Source organism: Novosphingobium sp., assembly GCF_965214355.1.
In the GTDB taxonomy this organism is placed as follows: Bacteria; Pseudomonadota; Alphaproteobacteria; order Sphingomonadales; family Sphingomonadaceae; genus Novosphingobium.
The window spans coordinates 3,172,522-3,187,827 of the sequence record NZ_CBDCBI010000002.1; the positions used below are offsets into that span (position 1 = coordinate 3,172,522).

A 15,306-nucleotide genomic window follows, 5' to 3' on the forward strand; every position below is an offset into this window, starting at 1 on the left:
CCCGCGCCGTTTGTCAGGACTTCGCCCGATGTCTTCCCCCAAAGCCGCCGCGCGTCGGCCTGTCGATACCCGCGCCGCGCTGATCATGGTGGTGCTGTGCGCGGTGTGGGGCACGCAACAGGCGATCGTGAAGCTCGCCGCAGCCGACATGAGCCCGACGCTGCAGATGGCGTTCCGGTCGGGCGTTGCGACGCTGGGCGTGCTGATACTGGCCCGGGCACGCGGGGAATTGCGCTGGTTTTCGCGCGCGACGCTGGTCCCGGGCATGGCGATCGGGCTGTTCTTCGGGCTCGAATTCGCCTGTGTGGGAGAGGCGCTGCGCTATACCAGCGCATCGCACGTGACGGTCTATCTCTATTCGGCGCCGATCCTGATCGCGATCGGGCTGGGTGTGATGCACCGCGATGAACGGTTGCACGCGCTGCAGTGGCTGGGCGTGCTGTTTTCGTTTGCGGGCATTGCCGTGACGTTTCTGGGCCGGGGACAGCCGGTGCAATATCCGTCGATGCATTGGGGCGATGCGCTGGCGCTGACAGGCGCGATGTCGTGGGCGCTGACCGCCATCGTCTTGCGCGGATCGAACCTGGCCAATGCGCCGGCGACAGTCACGCTGGCGTATCAGCTGATCGGCGCCATGGTGATGGCAGGCACATTCGCGATGATCATGGGCGAGACCGCCGTCCGCCTGACGCCCGGCCTTGCCATCGCGTTGCTATGGCAGGTTGTGGTGGTCGCCTTTGCCAGTTACCTCACGTGGTTTGCGCTGTTGCGCCAATACAGCTCGGCGCGGCTGGGCGTGCTCAGCTTCATGACGCCGGTGTTCGGCGTGGCGGGCGGCGTCCTTCTGGTGGGCGATCATATCGACACCGGGTTCGGCATCGGCGCGGCGATGATCCTGGGCGGGATCATTTTTGCGACGACTGCGCGGCCGTTGCGCGTGCGACAGCTTGCGTAAAAGGCTTCAACAAAACGTCTTTATGACGACCGGGCATGCAGCGCACCCAGCAGCCAGGCGATCGCCGGGCCCGCCAGCGGGTTGGCATGCGCGCGGGCCGGTTCGACCAGGAAATACCCGCGCTCGCTGGTCAGCGGCTGGTCACCCAGGCGCACGAGCTGCCCCTGCGCCACGAGATCGTCGATCAGCGGGGTCCAGCCAAGCGCAGCGCCCTGCCCCTGCACCGCGGCCTGCATCACCATCTGATAATTGTTGAAACTGACGATGCGGTGCGGCGCCGGCAGCGAGCCGCCGTTGGCGCCAAACCAGTCGGCCCAGCGAAACCAGCGCTGATCGCCCTGCGGCGCCAGGTCGAGCAGACAGGCGTCGGCCGGAACCTTGCGCGAATCGGCCCCGCGCATCAGGCCGGGCGCGCAGACCGGCCACGCCTCTTCGCGAAAGATCATGCGCGCGCGGCAGCCGGGCCAGGTATCGCCGAACAGGATGCCGAAGTCATAATCGACATGGCTGAAATCGGTGCCAGACTGCACCGTGGTTAGGCTGATCTCGACATGCGGCATGGCGCCACGCAGCTGGTCGATGCGCGGCATCAGCCAGCCGGCGGCAAACCCGAAATCGGCCAGTATCGTCAGCGTCCGGCTGGCGCTGAGCCGCTGTGCCGCGTCAAAGCCGGTGCCCACGATCTGCAGCCCGTGCCGCACCGCGCCGAGCAGATCGCGGCCCGGAGCGGTCAGCTCGACCCCGCGATAGCGGCGGTTGAACAGGCTCACCCCGAGCGTTGCCTCCAGTTCGGCGATATGCTGGCTCACGCGCGCCGGGGTCATCTGCAATTCGGTCGCCGCGCTGGCAAACTTGCCATGACGCGCCGCCGCCTCGAACACCAAGAGGCTGCGCAAAGGAAGTCGATTGAACGGATTTGCCATTAGGCCAGCTTAATCCATTCGCACCCAAATAAAGAATGAAAACGCTTCTCTGCGCGTCAAACCGGCATAGTCTGGGCGTGCAATTGGTAAAGGACCGCAGCAATGACCGGACGCCCCAACATCCTCGTGCTGATGGCCGACCAGATGACCGCCGAGATGGTACCGTTCCTGTCGGACAGCCCGGTGATCGCGCCAAATCTGACGCGGCTGGCGCAGCAGGGCGTGCTGTTCCGGTCTGCGTACAGCAACAGCCCGCTGTGTGCGCCGGCGCGCTTTTCGATGCTGGCCGGGCAATTGCCGTCGCGCATCGGCGCCTATGACAATGCCTGCGAATTTACAGCCGATACGCCGACAGTGGCGCATTACCTGCGCGCCGGCGGCTATCGCACGATCCTGGCGGGCAAGATGCATTTCGTCGGGCCCGATCAGCTGCACGGCTTCGAGGAACGGCTGACCACCGATATCTATCCCGCCGATTTCAGCTGGACCCCCGACTGGACGCGGCCCGACCACCGCCCGCACTGGTACCATTCGATGGATTCGGTGCTGACCGCAGGCCCCGCCGTGCGCACCAACCAGATCGATTACGACGAGGAGGTGGTCTACGCCACGCGGCGCAAGCTGTACGATATCGTGCGCGACAAGGACCAGCGGCCGTTTTTCATGGTCACCTCGATGACCCATCCGCATGACCCTTATGCGATCCCGCGCAAATACTGGGACATGTACGAGGGCGTCGAAATTCCGATGCCCAATGTCGATGCGCCGCTCGATCCGCATTCGGCGCGGCTGCGCGCGGTGTCGGCGATGGACGAGACACCCGTCAGCGACGAGCAGGTGCGCGCGGCGCGGCGCGCGTATTTCGGTGCGATCAGTTTTGTCGACGAACAGGTCGGCACCGTGTTGCAGACGCTGGAGGATACCGGCCAGATCGACAACACCGTGGTGATCCTGTTGACCGACCATGGCGACATGCTGGGCGAGCGCGGGCTGTGGTACAAGATGAACTTTTTCGAGGGCGCCGCGCATATTCCGATCATCGTGCATGCGCCCGGCCGGTTTGCGGCGCGCGATATCGATGCCAGCGTGTCGCTGCTCGACCTGCTGCCGACGTGCCTCGACCTGGCGGGGCTGACCCCCGAATTTGCCGCACCGGTCGATGGCCACAGCCTGATGCCGCACTTGCTGGGTGAGACGGGGACGGACGAGGCAATCGGCGAATACCTGGGCGAAGGGGCGGTCGCACCGATCGTGATGATCCGGCGCGGCGTTTACAAATTCGTCCACTGCCCGGTCGATCCCGACCAGTTGTACGACCTGTCCGTCGATCCCGCCGAACGGCACAATCTGGCCGCAGACCCGGCCCACGCCGAACGCGTGGCCGACTTGCGTGCCGAAGTGGCGCAACGCTGGGACCTCGATGCGATCACCGCACAAGTCATCGCCAGCCAGCGGCGGCGGCGTCTGGTGGCGCAAGCCAATGCGACCGGGCGGCTCAATGCGTGGGACTGGTCGCCGCCGCGCGACGCGTCGAGCGAATATGTCCGCAATCATATGGACCTGGAAGAACTGGAAGCCGCAGCGCGGTATCCGCGCGTACGTTGAACCCTTAAGCACCTCCCTCCAGGGGCTACGGGATACACACAAGTCGCGTGAGCGCCCAAAAAGCAAAGCCGCTCATCCTGAGCTTGTCGGCCGAAGGCCAGCGAAGCTAATGACGCGCGCGCCGCATGAATTTGCGCAGTTTTGCTCCCCGCTCGGCAAGCGTCAGCGCGTGTGCTTCGACAGGCTCAGCATGAGCGGATGGTGTTTAAAAACCGATGGTTAAAAGACTTGTGCGAATGCCTTAGCCTGCAGAGGGAGGTTTTTTGCGCTGGCGTTGTGGGCTCCATGCGCAATTTTACCTAGTCTGCGCTGGGCTGGCATTCACCATGAATACCTAGGGTGGTGGGCGATGAACGCACCCTTCCCCTCCCTCCGCCCGCAAACGCGCAGCCACTGCGATCCGCACGAGTTGCCCCACGTGCTCGATTGGTTCCCGGGCATCCGGGTGCTCAGTCTCGATTGCTTCGACACGCTGTTATGGCGGGATTGCCATGCGCCGAGCGATCTGTTTGCCGCGCTGCCGGACAGCGATGGGATCCCGATCAACGCCTATCAGCGTGTGCATGGCGAGCGCCGGGCACGGCGCAACGCACGTGCTGCGCGCGGGGTGCACGATGTCGCGATCGACGAAATCTATCGCATGGTCATGCCGCATGCGGGCGATGCAACGCGCGCGCGGGCGAGCGCCGCCGAGCTCGCGCTGGAGGCGCGGCATTGCTATGGCTTTGCCCCGACGATCGCGCTGATGCGCGAGGCGAAAGCGCGCGGGCTGCAGGTGATCCTGGTGTCCGACACGTATCTGGCCCCTGGCCCGTTGCTCGATCTGGTGGCGCGCGCGGCCGGCGCCGAGACCGCTGCGATGATCGACCGCGTGTTCGCTTCGTCCACATACGGCTTGCCCAAGGCCGCCGGGCTTTATCGTGAGGTCCTGGCGCGCGTGAAAGCCCGGCCCGACCAGATCCTGCACATCGGCGACAATGCCGATGCCGATGTCGGCGGGGTCAGCCCGTTTGGCGTACACACGCTGCACTTGCGTCAGTTCAGCGAGCGCTCGGCCCAACAATTGCGCCTGGAAAACGCGGTGGCCGGGTTGATCGAGGGGCGTGGCTGCAGCAGCCCGAAATCCCCGCAGCCGCATCGCCCGGCGCTGGCCATGGCCGATGAAAGCGACGCCGCGCGACACTTCGGTTTTGCCACATTGGGCCCGGTGCTGTTCGGGTATGACCAGTGGTTGCGCACGCAGGCCGCCGAATTGCAGGCCGCCGAATTGCAGGCAGGGCGGCCCGGCACCGTCCACTGGCTGTTCCTGATGCGCGATGGCTATCTGCCGATGCGCATGCACCAGAAAAGCGGCGCGGGGCCGGTTCATGCGATCGAGATCAGCCGCCTGACCGCGACCTTTGCAGCATTTGCGCAAGACCCGGCGATCCTGCGCCATGTCGAGGAAAACCGGGGCATCGATCCCGCAATCATCGCGCGCCAACTGCGCCTGCCCGACGCAACCATTGCACAAGTCTGCGGCAACCGCAGCAACGCCGACGGCTGGCGCGCATTGCACGACTGGTGCCGCGTGCCCACCAACCGCCGGCCGATCGTCAAAGCGGCGCAGGCCCTGGCCGAGCGACTGGTCAGCCATGTCCGCAACACGGTGCGGCCGGCGCCGGGCGATACGCTGATGCTTGTCGACCTGGGCTACAACGGCTCGGTGCAGTCGCTGATCGATCCGCTGCTGACGCGCGCGCTGAAGGTTCACATTGCCGGGCGCTACCTGATCCTGCGCGAGATGCAGGCCGGCGGCCTGGACAAGCGCGGCTATTTTGATCCCGCGCATTACGATCATCCGGTGCTGAACGCGATGACGGCCAATGTCGCGCTGATCGAACAGATTGCGACGGCTCAGCAGGGCTCGGTCTACGACTATGCCGACGATGGCGCGCCGATCCGCGGCGCCAGCGATATCGGCGTGCCCCAGAGCAGCGTGCGCGAAGCCATCCAGCAGGGGTGCCTGGCGTTTGCGGACGCGGCCACCGCGCATGTTGTGCGCGCCGACACGCCAGAGCCGATCGGGCCGTGGCGCCAGGCCAATGCCGCGACGCTGATGCGGCTGATGTACCTGCCGATGCGCGCCGAGCTGGAGATTGTCAGCGCTTTCGAACACGACGTCAATCTGGGCACGTGTGAAACGCTACCGCTGTTCGATGCCCGGGTTGCCCGCGCCGGGCTGCTGCGACAGGGGCTGTTTTATCAGAAAGGCGCGCGGCGGATGTTTCTGCCCGCAGAGCTGGCGGGCGAAGGCTTTGCCACGCGGCTGATGCACCTGGCCACCGCGTGTTTTCCAATGGCGCTGGTTGCGGCCGATTTCGCCGACGAAGCGGGGCGCATTGCGGTGATGCTGAGCCGTGGCGGCGAAACCGCGCGGATCGAATTGCCATACCGCGCGACGCATGACGGGTTTTTCGCGCTGTGTATTCCGGTCGGTGCCGGGCGGTTTGGCGCAAGCGTGCCGTTCGGCGCAATCGCGGCACATGTCGAGATCGCCAGCGTCGTTGCGATGCCTGCGGGCGAATACCTGAACAGCCGGCATGACACCGCCGCGCGCGAAACCGTGATCGTCCCGCATTTCGACGGCATCGTCGCGCTGACCAACCGGCTGTGGCATTGCCCCGACCGCGCCGCGCTGGTGCATTTTCAGCCACCGGTGCCGGCGGACGATGACAACCTGCTGATCGTCGTGGTGTTTCGCCCGATCGGCGCGGATACGAATATATAGCGAGAGGGGCTGAACCGGAGCGCCATTTGCGTTACATGTGCGATCCAATCGCCGGTCTCTTTGCAACAAGCGCACGTGCCATGTCGAACCGTGACGGATCAAGGACAGATCGCCATTTCGCCATCGCCCTGTTGGTGGTGATTGCGGCCGGCTGCGCACAGCCGGCGCATGCCGGCGTGCTGTCGCTGGCGATGCCGGCCACGCTGGCCAGCCCCGACGGCATGGACGATCCGAGCGTGATGATGCCCGACCTTGCAGATCTTGATCTGGCTGCGTTGAGCGCGCAAGCCGGCTTTGCCCAGGCGTTCGACGCCGCGTTGATCAGCAATATCCTGCAATCGACAGGACTTGCCACGCGCCTGGCTGGCGGGCCCGTGAAACCGCCAGTGTCTGGCGTGCGCGATGCGTTCATGGCAAAACTGCCCCGGACCATGCAGCTCGATCCCGGCCTGGCCGCGATCGCCAATCCGACGTTCGGTGCGCACGAGGGCGTGGCCGTCAGTGTCTCCGACCAGTTCGTGGCCACCGACAAGCAATCGGCCGGGATCAACACCGAAATCCGGATCATCCACAAGACAGGCGCGGTCGACGCCGCTTTCAATCTGACCGGACGGCAGAATTTCAACGTGCCCGATCCGATGGCGGTCAGTTATGACGGGCATGCGCTGGTCAGTGTCGGTTCCATGGTCCAGCTAGGCGTCGACGCGCACGGTACATTGGGCACGGTTTCTGCGCTGACCACGGCCAATATGCAAACGGCCGGACCCCGGCTGCGTCTGAACATGGGCGACGGCAAAATGTCGATTTCATCCGACCTGGGGTACGATTACGGATTCAATCCGGCGACGCCTGCCAACCGGTCGCAAGTCCATGTTTCGATGGGTCTGAAACTCAAGCTGTGATCCTGGCCACCAAAAACCCGTCGCGCGCCGTGGTCAGTGGCGAAAGATAGCCCAGATCACGCCAAGTGCGACGACTGCCAGCAAAAGACTAATCGCCAGCACATAACGGACGATATGCGGTGTCGAACCGGCGCGTGCGTCTTCGGCTTCAACGTGGATCGGATTGTCGTTCGGTGCCATGGGCTGCTCCATGCGATCTGGAAAAGCGCGACCGCCTGCATATAACACCCCGGCAAACGGCAGGTTCCCCGCTGTGGCCCCGCGCCGGCCATGATGCGCCCGGCCGCATCCGTAACGCGGCACGTTCCGCCAGCATCATGAATGCCCAGCCAGCCCTTCCCCAACTTGGGGGAAGGGCCTGTTATGGGCTGTTACGGATGCTCGTGGGGTTCGTGGTTCTGGGGGCCGGGATGCTGCGGCTCGGCGAGACGCGGCGCCGGCGGCGCGGGATGCGACGGCGCGGCGGGATGCGGCGCAAAGGCCGCCTGGGGTGGCGCCGGATGCGATGGCACGATCGGACGCTGGATCACTTCGGTCACATGGCCGACCGCTGTTGGCGCCGTATGCACTTCGGTGTGCACGGGCGCGGCGAAGTGCTGCGGCGGGGCAGGATGCGATGGCGCCTGCGGCGCTGCATAGTGCGGTGCCGGTTCGCTGTTGTGCGGCATCATCATCCGCTCCGGGCGGCCGGGCTGTGCGGCGGCGCCTTCCGGCCGTTGTGGCGGCGCGGGATGGCTGGGCTGTGTGTACTGCGGCGCTGCGGGCTGTGCGGATTGCTCGTGCCCATAGTGGCCGCCGCCGGGCTGACCGCCAGGACGCGACCCGGCGTTCTGCGGCGCGACATTCGGATTTTGCGGCTGGGCATTGGTGTTTCCCGGACCGCGATACTGGCCCTGCGGTTGTCCGGGATTTTGGCCGGGATTTTGTCCCTGGTTTGGATGATCGTGATGCGTCAGCTCATGGATGGCCACCGCGGCCGCGCCGGCTGCAACAACGCCACCGACGATTGCGGCGGTGTGATTGTCCGAATGACGCGGCTCGCCATAAAACTGCGGCGGCTCTCCCTGATAGCCCTGTTGCTGCCACTGGCCGAACTGCTGCGCTGCGGCCTGGTGCTGCTGGCGATCGTCGTTCCACACGCGCTGTTCGTCATCGCGATGCTGATCGTTCCACGCCGACCAGTCGGGGTTGTTGTTGATCTGCTGATGCCAGGCCGCGTGCTGCGCGGCGATCTCGGCTCGGTGATCGTTCCACGCACGCGCATTGACCGGAACGCGCTGGCCCGACGATGCTCCGCGATACAGGTACTGCCCGCGCCCCAGATAGCGCCCGGCATAGCCAACCTGTTCGGGCGAATCCGCGTAATCGATTTCCTGCCCCGATGCGGTAAACACATCGACCAGCGCGCCGTTGTCATAGGCATAGGAATAGCGCGGGTCGCGCACCAGATACGGCGAATCCGCGCCGGCCTGATAATAATAATAGCGGTATCCGCCGGACACCGGCTCGGTAATCACGCGCGAACCATCGCGCGTCGCCCAGGTCCACGGGCGCACGCCATTGTCATCGAACGTGTAATCCGGCGGCGCATCCTGCACCGCACCCTGCTGGTAATAAGCGCGGTCGAGATAGGCGTAGCCAGCGCGCCGATTGGCGAGACGGCGAACGGGCACGGCGGCTGCCGCAGGCAAGGCCGAAACCGGCGGTGCCGCAACGACCGCGACCGGCGCCCCGGTGCTGAGTGGCAGGGCCGCTGCGGCCGCGTCGGACGACGCATCGCCGGTTCCGGCATCCGAAGGCGAAGCGCCAGGCGCGGTGCCGCTGTTGCAGCCGGCGAGCACGGCGGTCAGCAAAAGCCCCGCCGTTCCCAGCGCCAATCCGCGCTTGTTCAAATGTGTTCTGGTCATATCCGCTCTCCTGGCATGCCATAGGGATAGCCTTTCGGGCTTCCGTCGGATTGCCTGATACACAATGAGCGGCGGGTGAACCGGTTCCGGGGCCGGGGTTCAGGAAGGCGGGCAGGCCGGCAGGTGCAACGCAGCGCCCTGCGCCACCATTTGCACTTTGCCCCCGATCCACACGCCATCGGTGTGGACAGTCACCGCGATCCGGCCATCGGCGCCGATGCATTGCCCCTGCCCCGCGATATAGCCCGGCGCGGCGACATGCCCTGTCGCCAGCAGGTATTGCCCGACCGAGGCATTAAGGCTGCCGGTCACCGGATCTTCGACCAGCCGGCCGTTGGCATCGGCGAAAAACGCACGCACCTCCCATTGGCGATCACGGAGATGGTCTGCGCCCCATGCCCCTGCCAGGCCGACATCGGTCGGCACCGGCGCAGTCGCGACCGGTCGCGCCGCGAGCACGGCGTCTGCGGAAACCAGATGCAACAGGCGCCAGCCGGGCCCATTGTCGGCATGGACCGCAGCGATCACATCGGCCTCATCGACACCCGCCACCCTGATCGCCTCGGCGCGTTCTGCGGCGTCGAGCGATCCGGATTTGCGCAGCGGCGGCGCGCGAAATGCCAGGGTATTGCCGTCCACGCGCACATCGATCAGCCCGGCCGGGCATTGTTGCACAACCAGCCCGGCACGCTGCGGCTGCCCGCCTACCGCCAGCCAGGCTGCCGCGCTGCCCAAGGTCGGGTGCCCGGCAAACGGCAATTCACCCGCCGGATAAAAAATCCGCACGCGATAGTCCGCCACCGGCTCGGTCGGCGGCAGCAGGAACGTCGTTTCCGAAAACCCCAGCCACCGCGTCAATGCGAGCATCGCCGGCCCATCCAGCGCATCGGCGCCATGGACAACCGCCAGCGGATTGCCGGAAAGGGCACCGTCGGCAAACACATCGACCAGATCAAGCTTCATGGCGGTGGGCTTAGCGCCAAAACGCCATGCAACCAATGCCGAGTGCGCCAAAAGGTCTTTACGAAGGCTGTGTAAATCGCGATTTAGGGCCAACCCCGGACTGCCACCACAAGAGACCATGCTCCCGATGTCGATGCTTCTGCTTGATGCCGCGTTGAAAAGACTGATTCACCAGGGAACGCTGACCCTGACCGAGGCCGATGGCCGCCAGCGCATTTATGGCACCGCAACACCGGGCTGGCCCGATCTCGGGCTGCGGCTGGCCGACAAGGGCGTGCCGGGCAAGATCGCGCGCAACCCCAGCCTGGGCTTTGCCGAGGCCTATATGGACCAGCGCGTCGAGATCGAAGGTGGCGACATCATGGATTTCATCGGCTTTGTCCGGCGTAACAATCCGTGGGACAGCGGGCGCGATCTCGACAATCCGGGGCTGTTTGCCCGGGCGCGCCTGGCGGTGATCGGCCGGATCAACCGGATCAACGCACGGTCCGCATCGCGCCGCAATGTCGCGCACCATTACGATATCGATGATCGGTTGTACGACTTGTTCCTCGATTCAAACCGGCAGTATTCCTGCGCCTACTGGGCCGAGGGCGTGACTTCGCTCGAAGACGCGCAAATCGCCAAGATGAACCACATCGCGGCGAAGCTGGCGTTGACGCCCCGGACGCGCGTCCTCGATATCGGCTGCGGCTGGGGCGGCCTTGCGATCCATCTGCACAAGATCAGCGGCGCGAAAGTGCATGGCATTTCGCTCAGCAAGGAACAGGTCGGCTATGCCAGGGGCTGGGCACAGCGCGAGGGCGTATCCGACGGCGTGACGTTCGAGCTGATCGATTATCGCGATGTCGTGGGCAAATTCGACCGGATCGTGTCGATCGGCATGTTCGAACATGTTGGCACGCGCAATTTTCCCGAGTATTTCCGGCAGTGCCACAATCTGCTCGACCCCGACGGCGTGATGCTGGTGCACACGATCGGCCGCGCCGCGCCGCCAGCGGTCACCGACGACTTTACGCGCAAATACATTTTTCCGGGCGGCTACATTCCCAGCTTGAGCGAAATGGTCGCTGCGGTGGAGCCCAACAAGCTCATGATCGCCGATTGCGAAGTGCTGCGCCGGCATTATGCGCCGACCTTGCGCGCCTGGTTCGACCGCTGCGTGGCGCAACACGCGCGGATCGTCGAATTGTTCGACGAAAAATTCTACCGGATGTGGCTGTTTTACCTGGCCGGCGCCGCAACCGGGTTCGAACACGCCAGCCTGGTCAATTTTCAGCTGCAACTGGTACGCAACCGCGATGCGGTGCCGATCACGCGCGATTATATCCAGGCGGCAGAGACGCAGTACAATGCGCAATCGTCTGCAGGCCAGCCAGTCGTGGCAAGGCAACGGGATGCCGCGCATGCCTGACACGCATGTATGATCCGTTTTGGCGGAAAGCCGGATCGGCGAAATTCAGCAAGGTTTTCCAACACTTTACCGCAGGCCTAAGGCATATCCCCTAGGATCAATCCCCCGACTGTCGATCCAATCTCCAGTGATTTGGAGATGTGCTTGGGCACAATCCCTGTTTCACTGTCCCCGTCACCAGAATGCCGGATTTTACGGTGTGTGGCGGTAACAGATGCGACAGGCGGATTGGCCATAGCTCCGGAGGGTTGCACAGGGCGTGGGTTGTCCTGTCAGCTGCTATCCGTCGGGAACCGCTGCGGCGCTCCCGACCCGCCGACCTGGAGACACCGGCCCGCGCAGTGCGTTTTGCGCGAAGCCGTTGCAGTCGTGTTGATGGCCGCTGTGCGCCTGGTGAAAGGCCAGGGCGGCAAAGAGGATTTGGGGCAAAAAGACCAGCGCGCGGTCAAGCGCGAACACTGTATGCGCCGATCGGCGTCCGGGGCATGATGGCGATCTTGCAAGCCGCCAACATGCTCCGGACCCATCACGAACAGACAGCAGAAAGCGAGACGCCGGCATATGGAACGGCGCCCACCAGCGCCCGATCCCACCCTTTTCGTCCGCCCGGACCTGATCCGGGCTTGTGCTTCTTTTTATATGACGCGCCAGAGTGATGAGCCGCGCGGCGCCTCGTTAAAACATCGCACCAACACAAACGTGAAAATGCACGATGCGCGCTACGGCATCTCAAATCGTATTTTCGTTCGTCATTCCCGCGGACGCGGGAATCCAGGCTGGGCGTCAAGTGGCGCGGTTTGTGCTTGGCGCCCAGCCTGGATTCCCGCGTCCGCGGGAATGACGAAAGATATGCTATTGAATGTGTGTGGATTCGAAGAGGCGCGACTTAGGAACTAAAATTGGTCGGGGTTATCTTTGACGCACCGGCTGAAGGTCTGCCGAAGTGAAAATTTCCGGCATGGACCGATGCGGTGACGAACGACGGGAGTCGCCACTTCCGGTCATTCGGTCCGTCATGTTAGCGCATGAAAGTCTTCCTTCCCATGCTAACGCTGTTCGCATGCGCGGGTTGCTCGGCTACGTGCCAGAACACGGTCGCATCGAGCAGCCTCTCACCCACGGGCGCTTTGGCGGCTGTCCTATTTCAGCGAGCCTGCGGGGCGACCACCGGCTTTTTGACGCATATTTCGATACTCCGGCCAGACGACAAACCCACTGGCGGCGGCAACGCCTTCATCGCCGATGACGATCATGGTGCCGCCCGCGTCGGAAGTTGGGAAGGGTCATGGGCGGAAACAAAATGGCTCGCACCTGACCATCTGGTCATTCGCTATGCCGCGAAATCGAGGCTCTTCAAACGAAGCGACAGCGTGTCGGGGGTGAAGATCACCTATCAGGTGGTTGGTAGCTAACGCCCCAAAAGTTGCCACTTGAGCGGATGAAACCAATTCCCGTTATCAGCTGTAGATCAAACACCAAAATTGATGCGGTTGGCCCAGAAATCGGCTAGCGCGTGCCGGTTACACATAGTTGGAGCGGCATTCGATGAGGCGCGCAGCGGCATTGGCAGTTTTTATGCTTGCACAGACGGCGATTGGGACACCTGCTTTGTCGCAATCTGCCGCGACAGCCTCGGTCACGCTCGGTCAGGGACTTGGTTGTGAACTACATGTTTGGCCAACGCGCGATGGTGTTGCAAACGTACAGGGAATGGCCAGTATTTTGTTACCGTTCGGGTCTTATGTGGACGGGCAAGTGCACAAGCAAACAAACCAAACTATTGGGGCCGCGGTAGTCCAAAAAATACCGCCTGAAGCACAGGCAGCGGCCATGAAGCGGGAGGACGTACTTTCATCCCTTCGTCTCCCGGCCACAACGCGGGTGGTAATCGAAGACACTCTGCCGGCCTACGATGAACTGGGAAAGGATCCTGTCGCAAAGCAACGCGTCAGCCAGTTGGGAGAGGCAGTCAATGCAGGCCGACGAATAAGCTCATCGCAATCAGCTTGTTACGCTGAGCTGCTGGTTTCAGCAGTCGGTTTTGCGAGGTCGCCCCTTGACCCGCCCGTGCTGGCCGTGCGCTGGATTTTTCGCCGCTGGCAGGGGACAAAGCCAAAAAATACTATTGGCTGGCGCCGGCACCGGCTGCCTGCCAATCTTGGCTCCAACAACAGCTTCATGGCTGCACAGGACAAGATGATGCAGGACCTCTATGCAACCACGCTGATCGAATGGGCGCGAGCGAAGGTGAAGTCTTAGTTGCATCCTCATAGGGCAGGAATTCTGCCGCTTAAAACGTCGCAAATCTGCCACTTGTCGGCTTGAGCCGAATGGCTGCTCCGCAGGCCTTTCCTGCCTAAAGCGGTCGGTCCGTATTCCTCCACTTCCCGCCGTCCAAGCTCGCAGAAAATGTGTCACGCTGCCTGGAAACCCTGCAGCCATGGAAGGTTTCGCACAGATTTGCCGACGCCAGCATCGGCTGCGCGCCTGGATCTTGATCGGATGCCGCTTATCTTGGCACGCAAGAAAGGACGAAGCGCGGGCCCGGATCAAGTTCGGGGAGACGAAACGGTTTGGATCTGTGCCTGCGGGATCACGATAGCAAGCGATCCTGGCGCACGTTAACCGATTTCACCGCGATAGGCATCGGCACCATTCTCGCCGGGGGCGGCACGATCCGCCGCAGCGTCCGACGCCTTTTTTTCGCGGGCGCGGCGGCTGGTTTCTATTTCCGCGGTGCGGGTTGCCATCGCCTGCCACGATGCGGCCGAGCGCAGGCAGCGATCGCGCACATTGGCCAGTGTGCTGGCCTCGGCATCGCGCAGGCTTTGCGCGGCGCAGGCGAGGTAGAATTCACTGGAGCCGGACATGGCGTTTCCTTTCGCTGCCGGCGCATGCCGGCCAGAATGGGCGTGTGGTCGTGTGTCGGCGCCATGCGGCGCGAAAGGGCAATGCAGTTGTTACACGATTGCCCGATGCGGCGACAGGATTACCCGACCATTTCGGCGACAAGTCGCTGCAATTCGGCCTGGGTCAGTGTTCCGCCATTCGGCAGCGCCGAATGCGGCGCGTGCGCTGAAAAACGGTTGAACCGGCCCTCGCCGTCGAGCGGGTTTGGGCCATGTGCAATGTTGGACGGATTTGAAAACGAACGAATAAAATTGAATGGAAAAGTCATAAAGGAAAATTTGAAAACTCGAAGGAATTGCCGGCGCAAAAAATGGCCGACGATTGAAAAAATACGGGATATCCGGTCTGTTACGAGCGGCAGTGCCAATGGCATCTGCTGCGCGCGACCGAAAATATGGGATTGCGTACGGGCAAGCGCGGCGCTGTATGTTGGCCTGTGCTTGCGCCCGGCCCTTGCGATACCGGATGATCCGCCTTGCGAACGCCGATATCCTGCCTGCGCAATGCGGCAGAGGCTTGATTAGAGCGGTGCTTGCCCGAATGGCTGCGGATTAATCCGACGCACTTCGGGCAATTCGTCGCAGCGCACAACGCGCCGCGACGAATTGATCAATCAGGCTTCGACCAGGTTGGTCGCCGACTGCTTACCACGACGATCGGTTTCGATATCGTAGCTGAGACGCTGGTCCTTGTTCAGCGTGGCGAGGCCCGCTTTCTGGACGCTGCTGATGTGTACGAAGCTGTCGTTGCCGCCATCTTCAGGTGCGATGAAACCATAGCCTTTGTCGGCATTGAAAAATTTGACGGTACCAATAGGCATGAGCATTCCTTAACACGTAAACAAAAACCCACCCACAACAGCGTGGGCGGAGCCGGTAGCACGGGAGAGGAAGGAGAGCCGAGGCGTCAAATTCCGTCGCAGGCGACGTGAGCAGTCTTTCATATGCACGCCGATAC

14 protein-coding genes are annotated in these 15,306 nt (G+C 63.3%); 7 read left to right on the forward strand and 7 right to left on the reverse strand.

Annotated features, from left to right (window positions below; genetic code table 11):
- Positions 1-28 precede the first annotated feature (28 nt).
- Entirely contained in the window at positions 29-955 is a 927-nt protein-coding gene (locus tag ACOOE2_RS14780; protein ID WP_420383749.1) for a DMT family transporter, read from the forward strand.
- Positions 956-975: 20 nt separating this feature from the next.
- Here the strand turns inward: ACOOE2_RS14780 and ACOOE2_RS14785 are convergent, their stop codons facing one another.
- Positions 976-1,851 (reverse strand): LysR substrate-binding domain-containing protein, encoded by an 876-nt coding sequence (locus ACOOE2_RS14785; RefSeq protein WP_420383750.1) that lies wholly within the window; start codon positions 1,849-1,851, stop codon positions 976-978.
- A 129-nt stretch (positions 1,852-1,980) separates the two neighbouring features.
- Here ACOOE2_RS14785 and betC point away from each other — a divergent pair, with 129 nt between their 5' ends.
- The 3 genes from betC to ACOOE2_RS14800 all read left to right on the forward strand — a co-directional run bounded on the left by betC (position 1,981) and on the right by ACOOE2_RS14800 (position 7,155).
- Positions 1,981-3,483, forward strand: a complete 1,503-nt coding sequence (gene betC / locus ACOOE2_RS14790) for a choline-sulfatase (RefSeq protein ID WP_420383751.1) — start codon at positions 1,981-1,983, stop codon at positions 3,481-3,483.
- 418 nt (positions 3,484-3,901) lie between these two features.
- Complete coding sequence (locus tag ACOOE2_RS14795; protein WP_420383752.1) at positions 3,902-6,253, forward strand: HAD family hydrolase; 2,352 nt, start codon at positions 3,902-3,904, stop codon at positions 6,251-6,253.
- Positions 6,254-6,333: 80 nt separating this feature from the next.
- On the forward strand, positions 6,334-7,155 hold the full coding sequence (locus ACOOE2_RS14800; RefSeq protein WP_420383753.1) for a hypothetical protein: 822 nt from the start codon (positions 6,334-6,336) through the stop codon (positions 7,153-7,155).
- A gap of 33 nt (positions 7,156-7,188) precedes the next feature.
- Here the strand turns inward: ACOOE2_RS14800 and ACOOE2_RS14805 are convergent, their stop codons facing one another.
- From ACOOE2_RS14805 to ACOOE2_RS14815, 3 genes are all read right to left on the reverse strand, one after another.
- Positions 7,189-7,335, reverse strand: coding sequence for a hypothetical protein (locus ACOOE2_RS14805; RefSeq protein WP_420383754.1), 147 nt, complete (start codon positions 7,333-7,335; stop codon positions 7,189-7,191).
- 191 nt (positions 7,336-7,526) lie between these two features.
- Positions 7,527-9,062 (reverse strand): hypothetical protein, encoded by a 1,536-nt coding sequence (locus ACOOE2_RS14810; protein WP_420383755.1) that lies wholly within the window; start codon positions 9,060-9,062, stop codon positions 7,527-7,529.
- A 99-nt stretch (positions 9,063-9,161) separates the two neighbouring features.
- Positions 9,162-10,025, reverse strand: coding sequence for a PhzF family phenazine biosynthesis protein (locus ACOOE2_RS14815; protein WP_420383756.1), 864 nt, complete (start codon positions 10,023-10,025; stop codon positions 9,162-9,164).
- Between the two features lie 133 nt (positions 10,026-10,158).
- On the opposite strand from ACOOE2_RS14815, the gene ACOOE2_RS14820 reads away from it, so the two are divergent.
- The 3 genes from ACOOE2_RS14820 (at position 10,159) to ACOOE2_RS14830 (ending at position 13,698) form a co-directional block, all read left to right on the forward strand.
- A complete protein-coding gene (locus ACOOE2_RS14820) occupies positions 10,159-11,439 on the forward strand; it encodes a class I SAM-dependent methyltransferase (protein WP_420384624.1) in 1,281 nt (426 codons plus the stop codon).
- Positions 11,440-12,614: 1,175 nt separating this feature from the next.
- Positions 12,615-12,851 (forward strand): hypothetical protein, encoded by a 237-nt coding sequence (locus tag ACOOE2_RS14825; RefSeq protein WP_420383757.1) that lies wholly within the window; start codon positions 12,615-12,617, stop codon positions 12,849-12,851.
- Between the two features lie 298 nt (positions 12,852-13,149).
- Positions 13,150-13,698: a hypothetical protein gene (locus ACOOE2_RS14830; protein ID WP_420383758.1), complete on the forward strand. Its 549-nt coding sequence runs from the start codon at positions 13,150-13,152 to the stop codon at positions 13,696-13,698.
- A 362-nt stretch (positions 13,699-14,060) separates the two neighbouring features.
- Here ACOOE2_RS14830 and ACOOE2_RS14835 read toward each other — a convergent pair whose 3' ends face one another.
- From ACOOE2_RS14835 to ACOOE2_RS14845, 3 genes are all read right to left on the reverse strand, one after another.
- A complete protein-coding gene (locus tag ACOOE2_RS14835; RefSeq protein WP_420383759.1) occupies positions 14,061-14,309 on the reverse strand; it encodes a hypothetical protein in 249 nt (82 codons plus the stop codon).
- A gap of 119 nt (positions 14,310-14,428) precedes the next feature.
- On the reverse strand, positions 14,429-14,716 hold the full coding sequence (locus ACOOE2_RS14840; RefSeq protein WP_420383760.1) for a hypothetical protein: 288 nt from the start codon (positions 14,714-14,716) through the stop codon (positions 14,429-14,431).
- Between the two features lie 246 nt (positions 14,717-14,962).
- Positions 14,963-15,169, reverse strand: a complete 207-nt coding sequence (locus ACOOE2_RS14845) for a cold-shock protein (protein ID WP_420383761.1) — start codon at positions 15,167-15,169, stop codon at positions 14,963-14,965.
- Positions 15,170-15,306 lie beyond the last annotated feature (137 nt).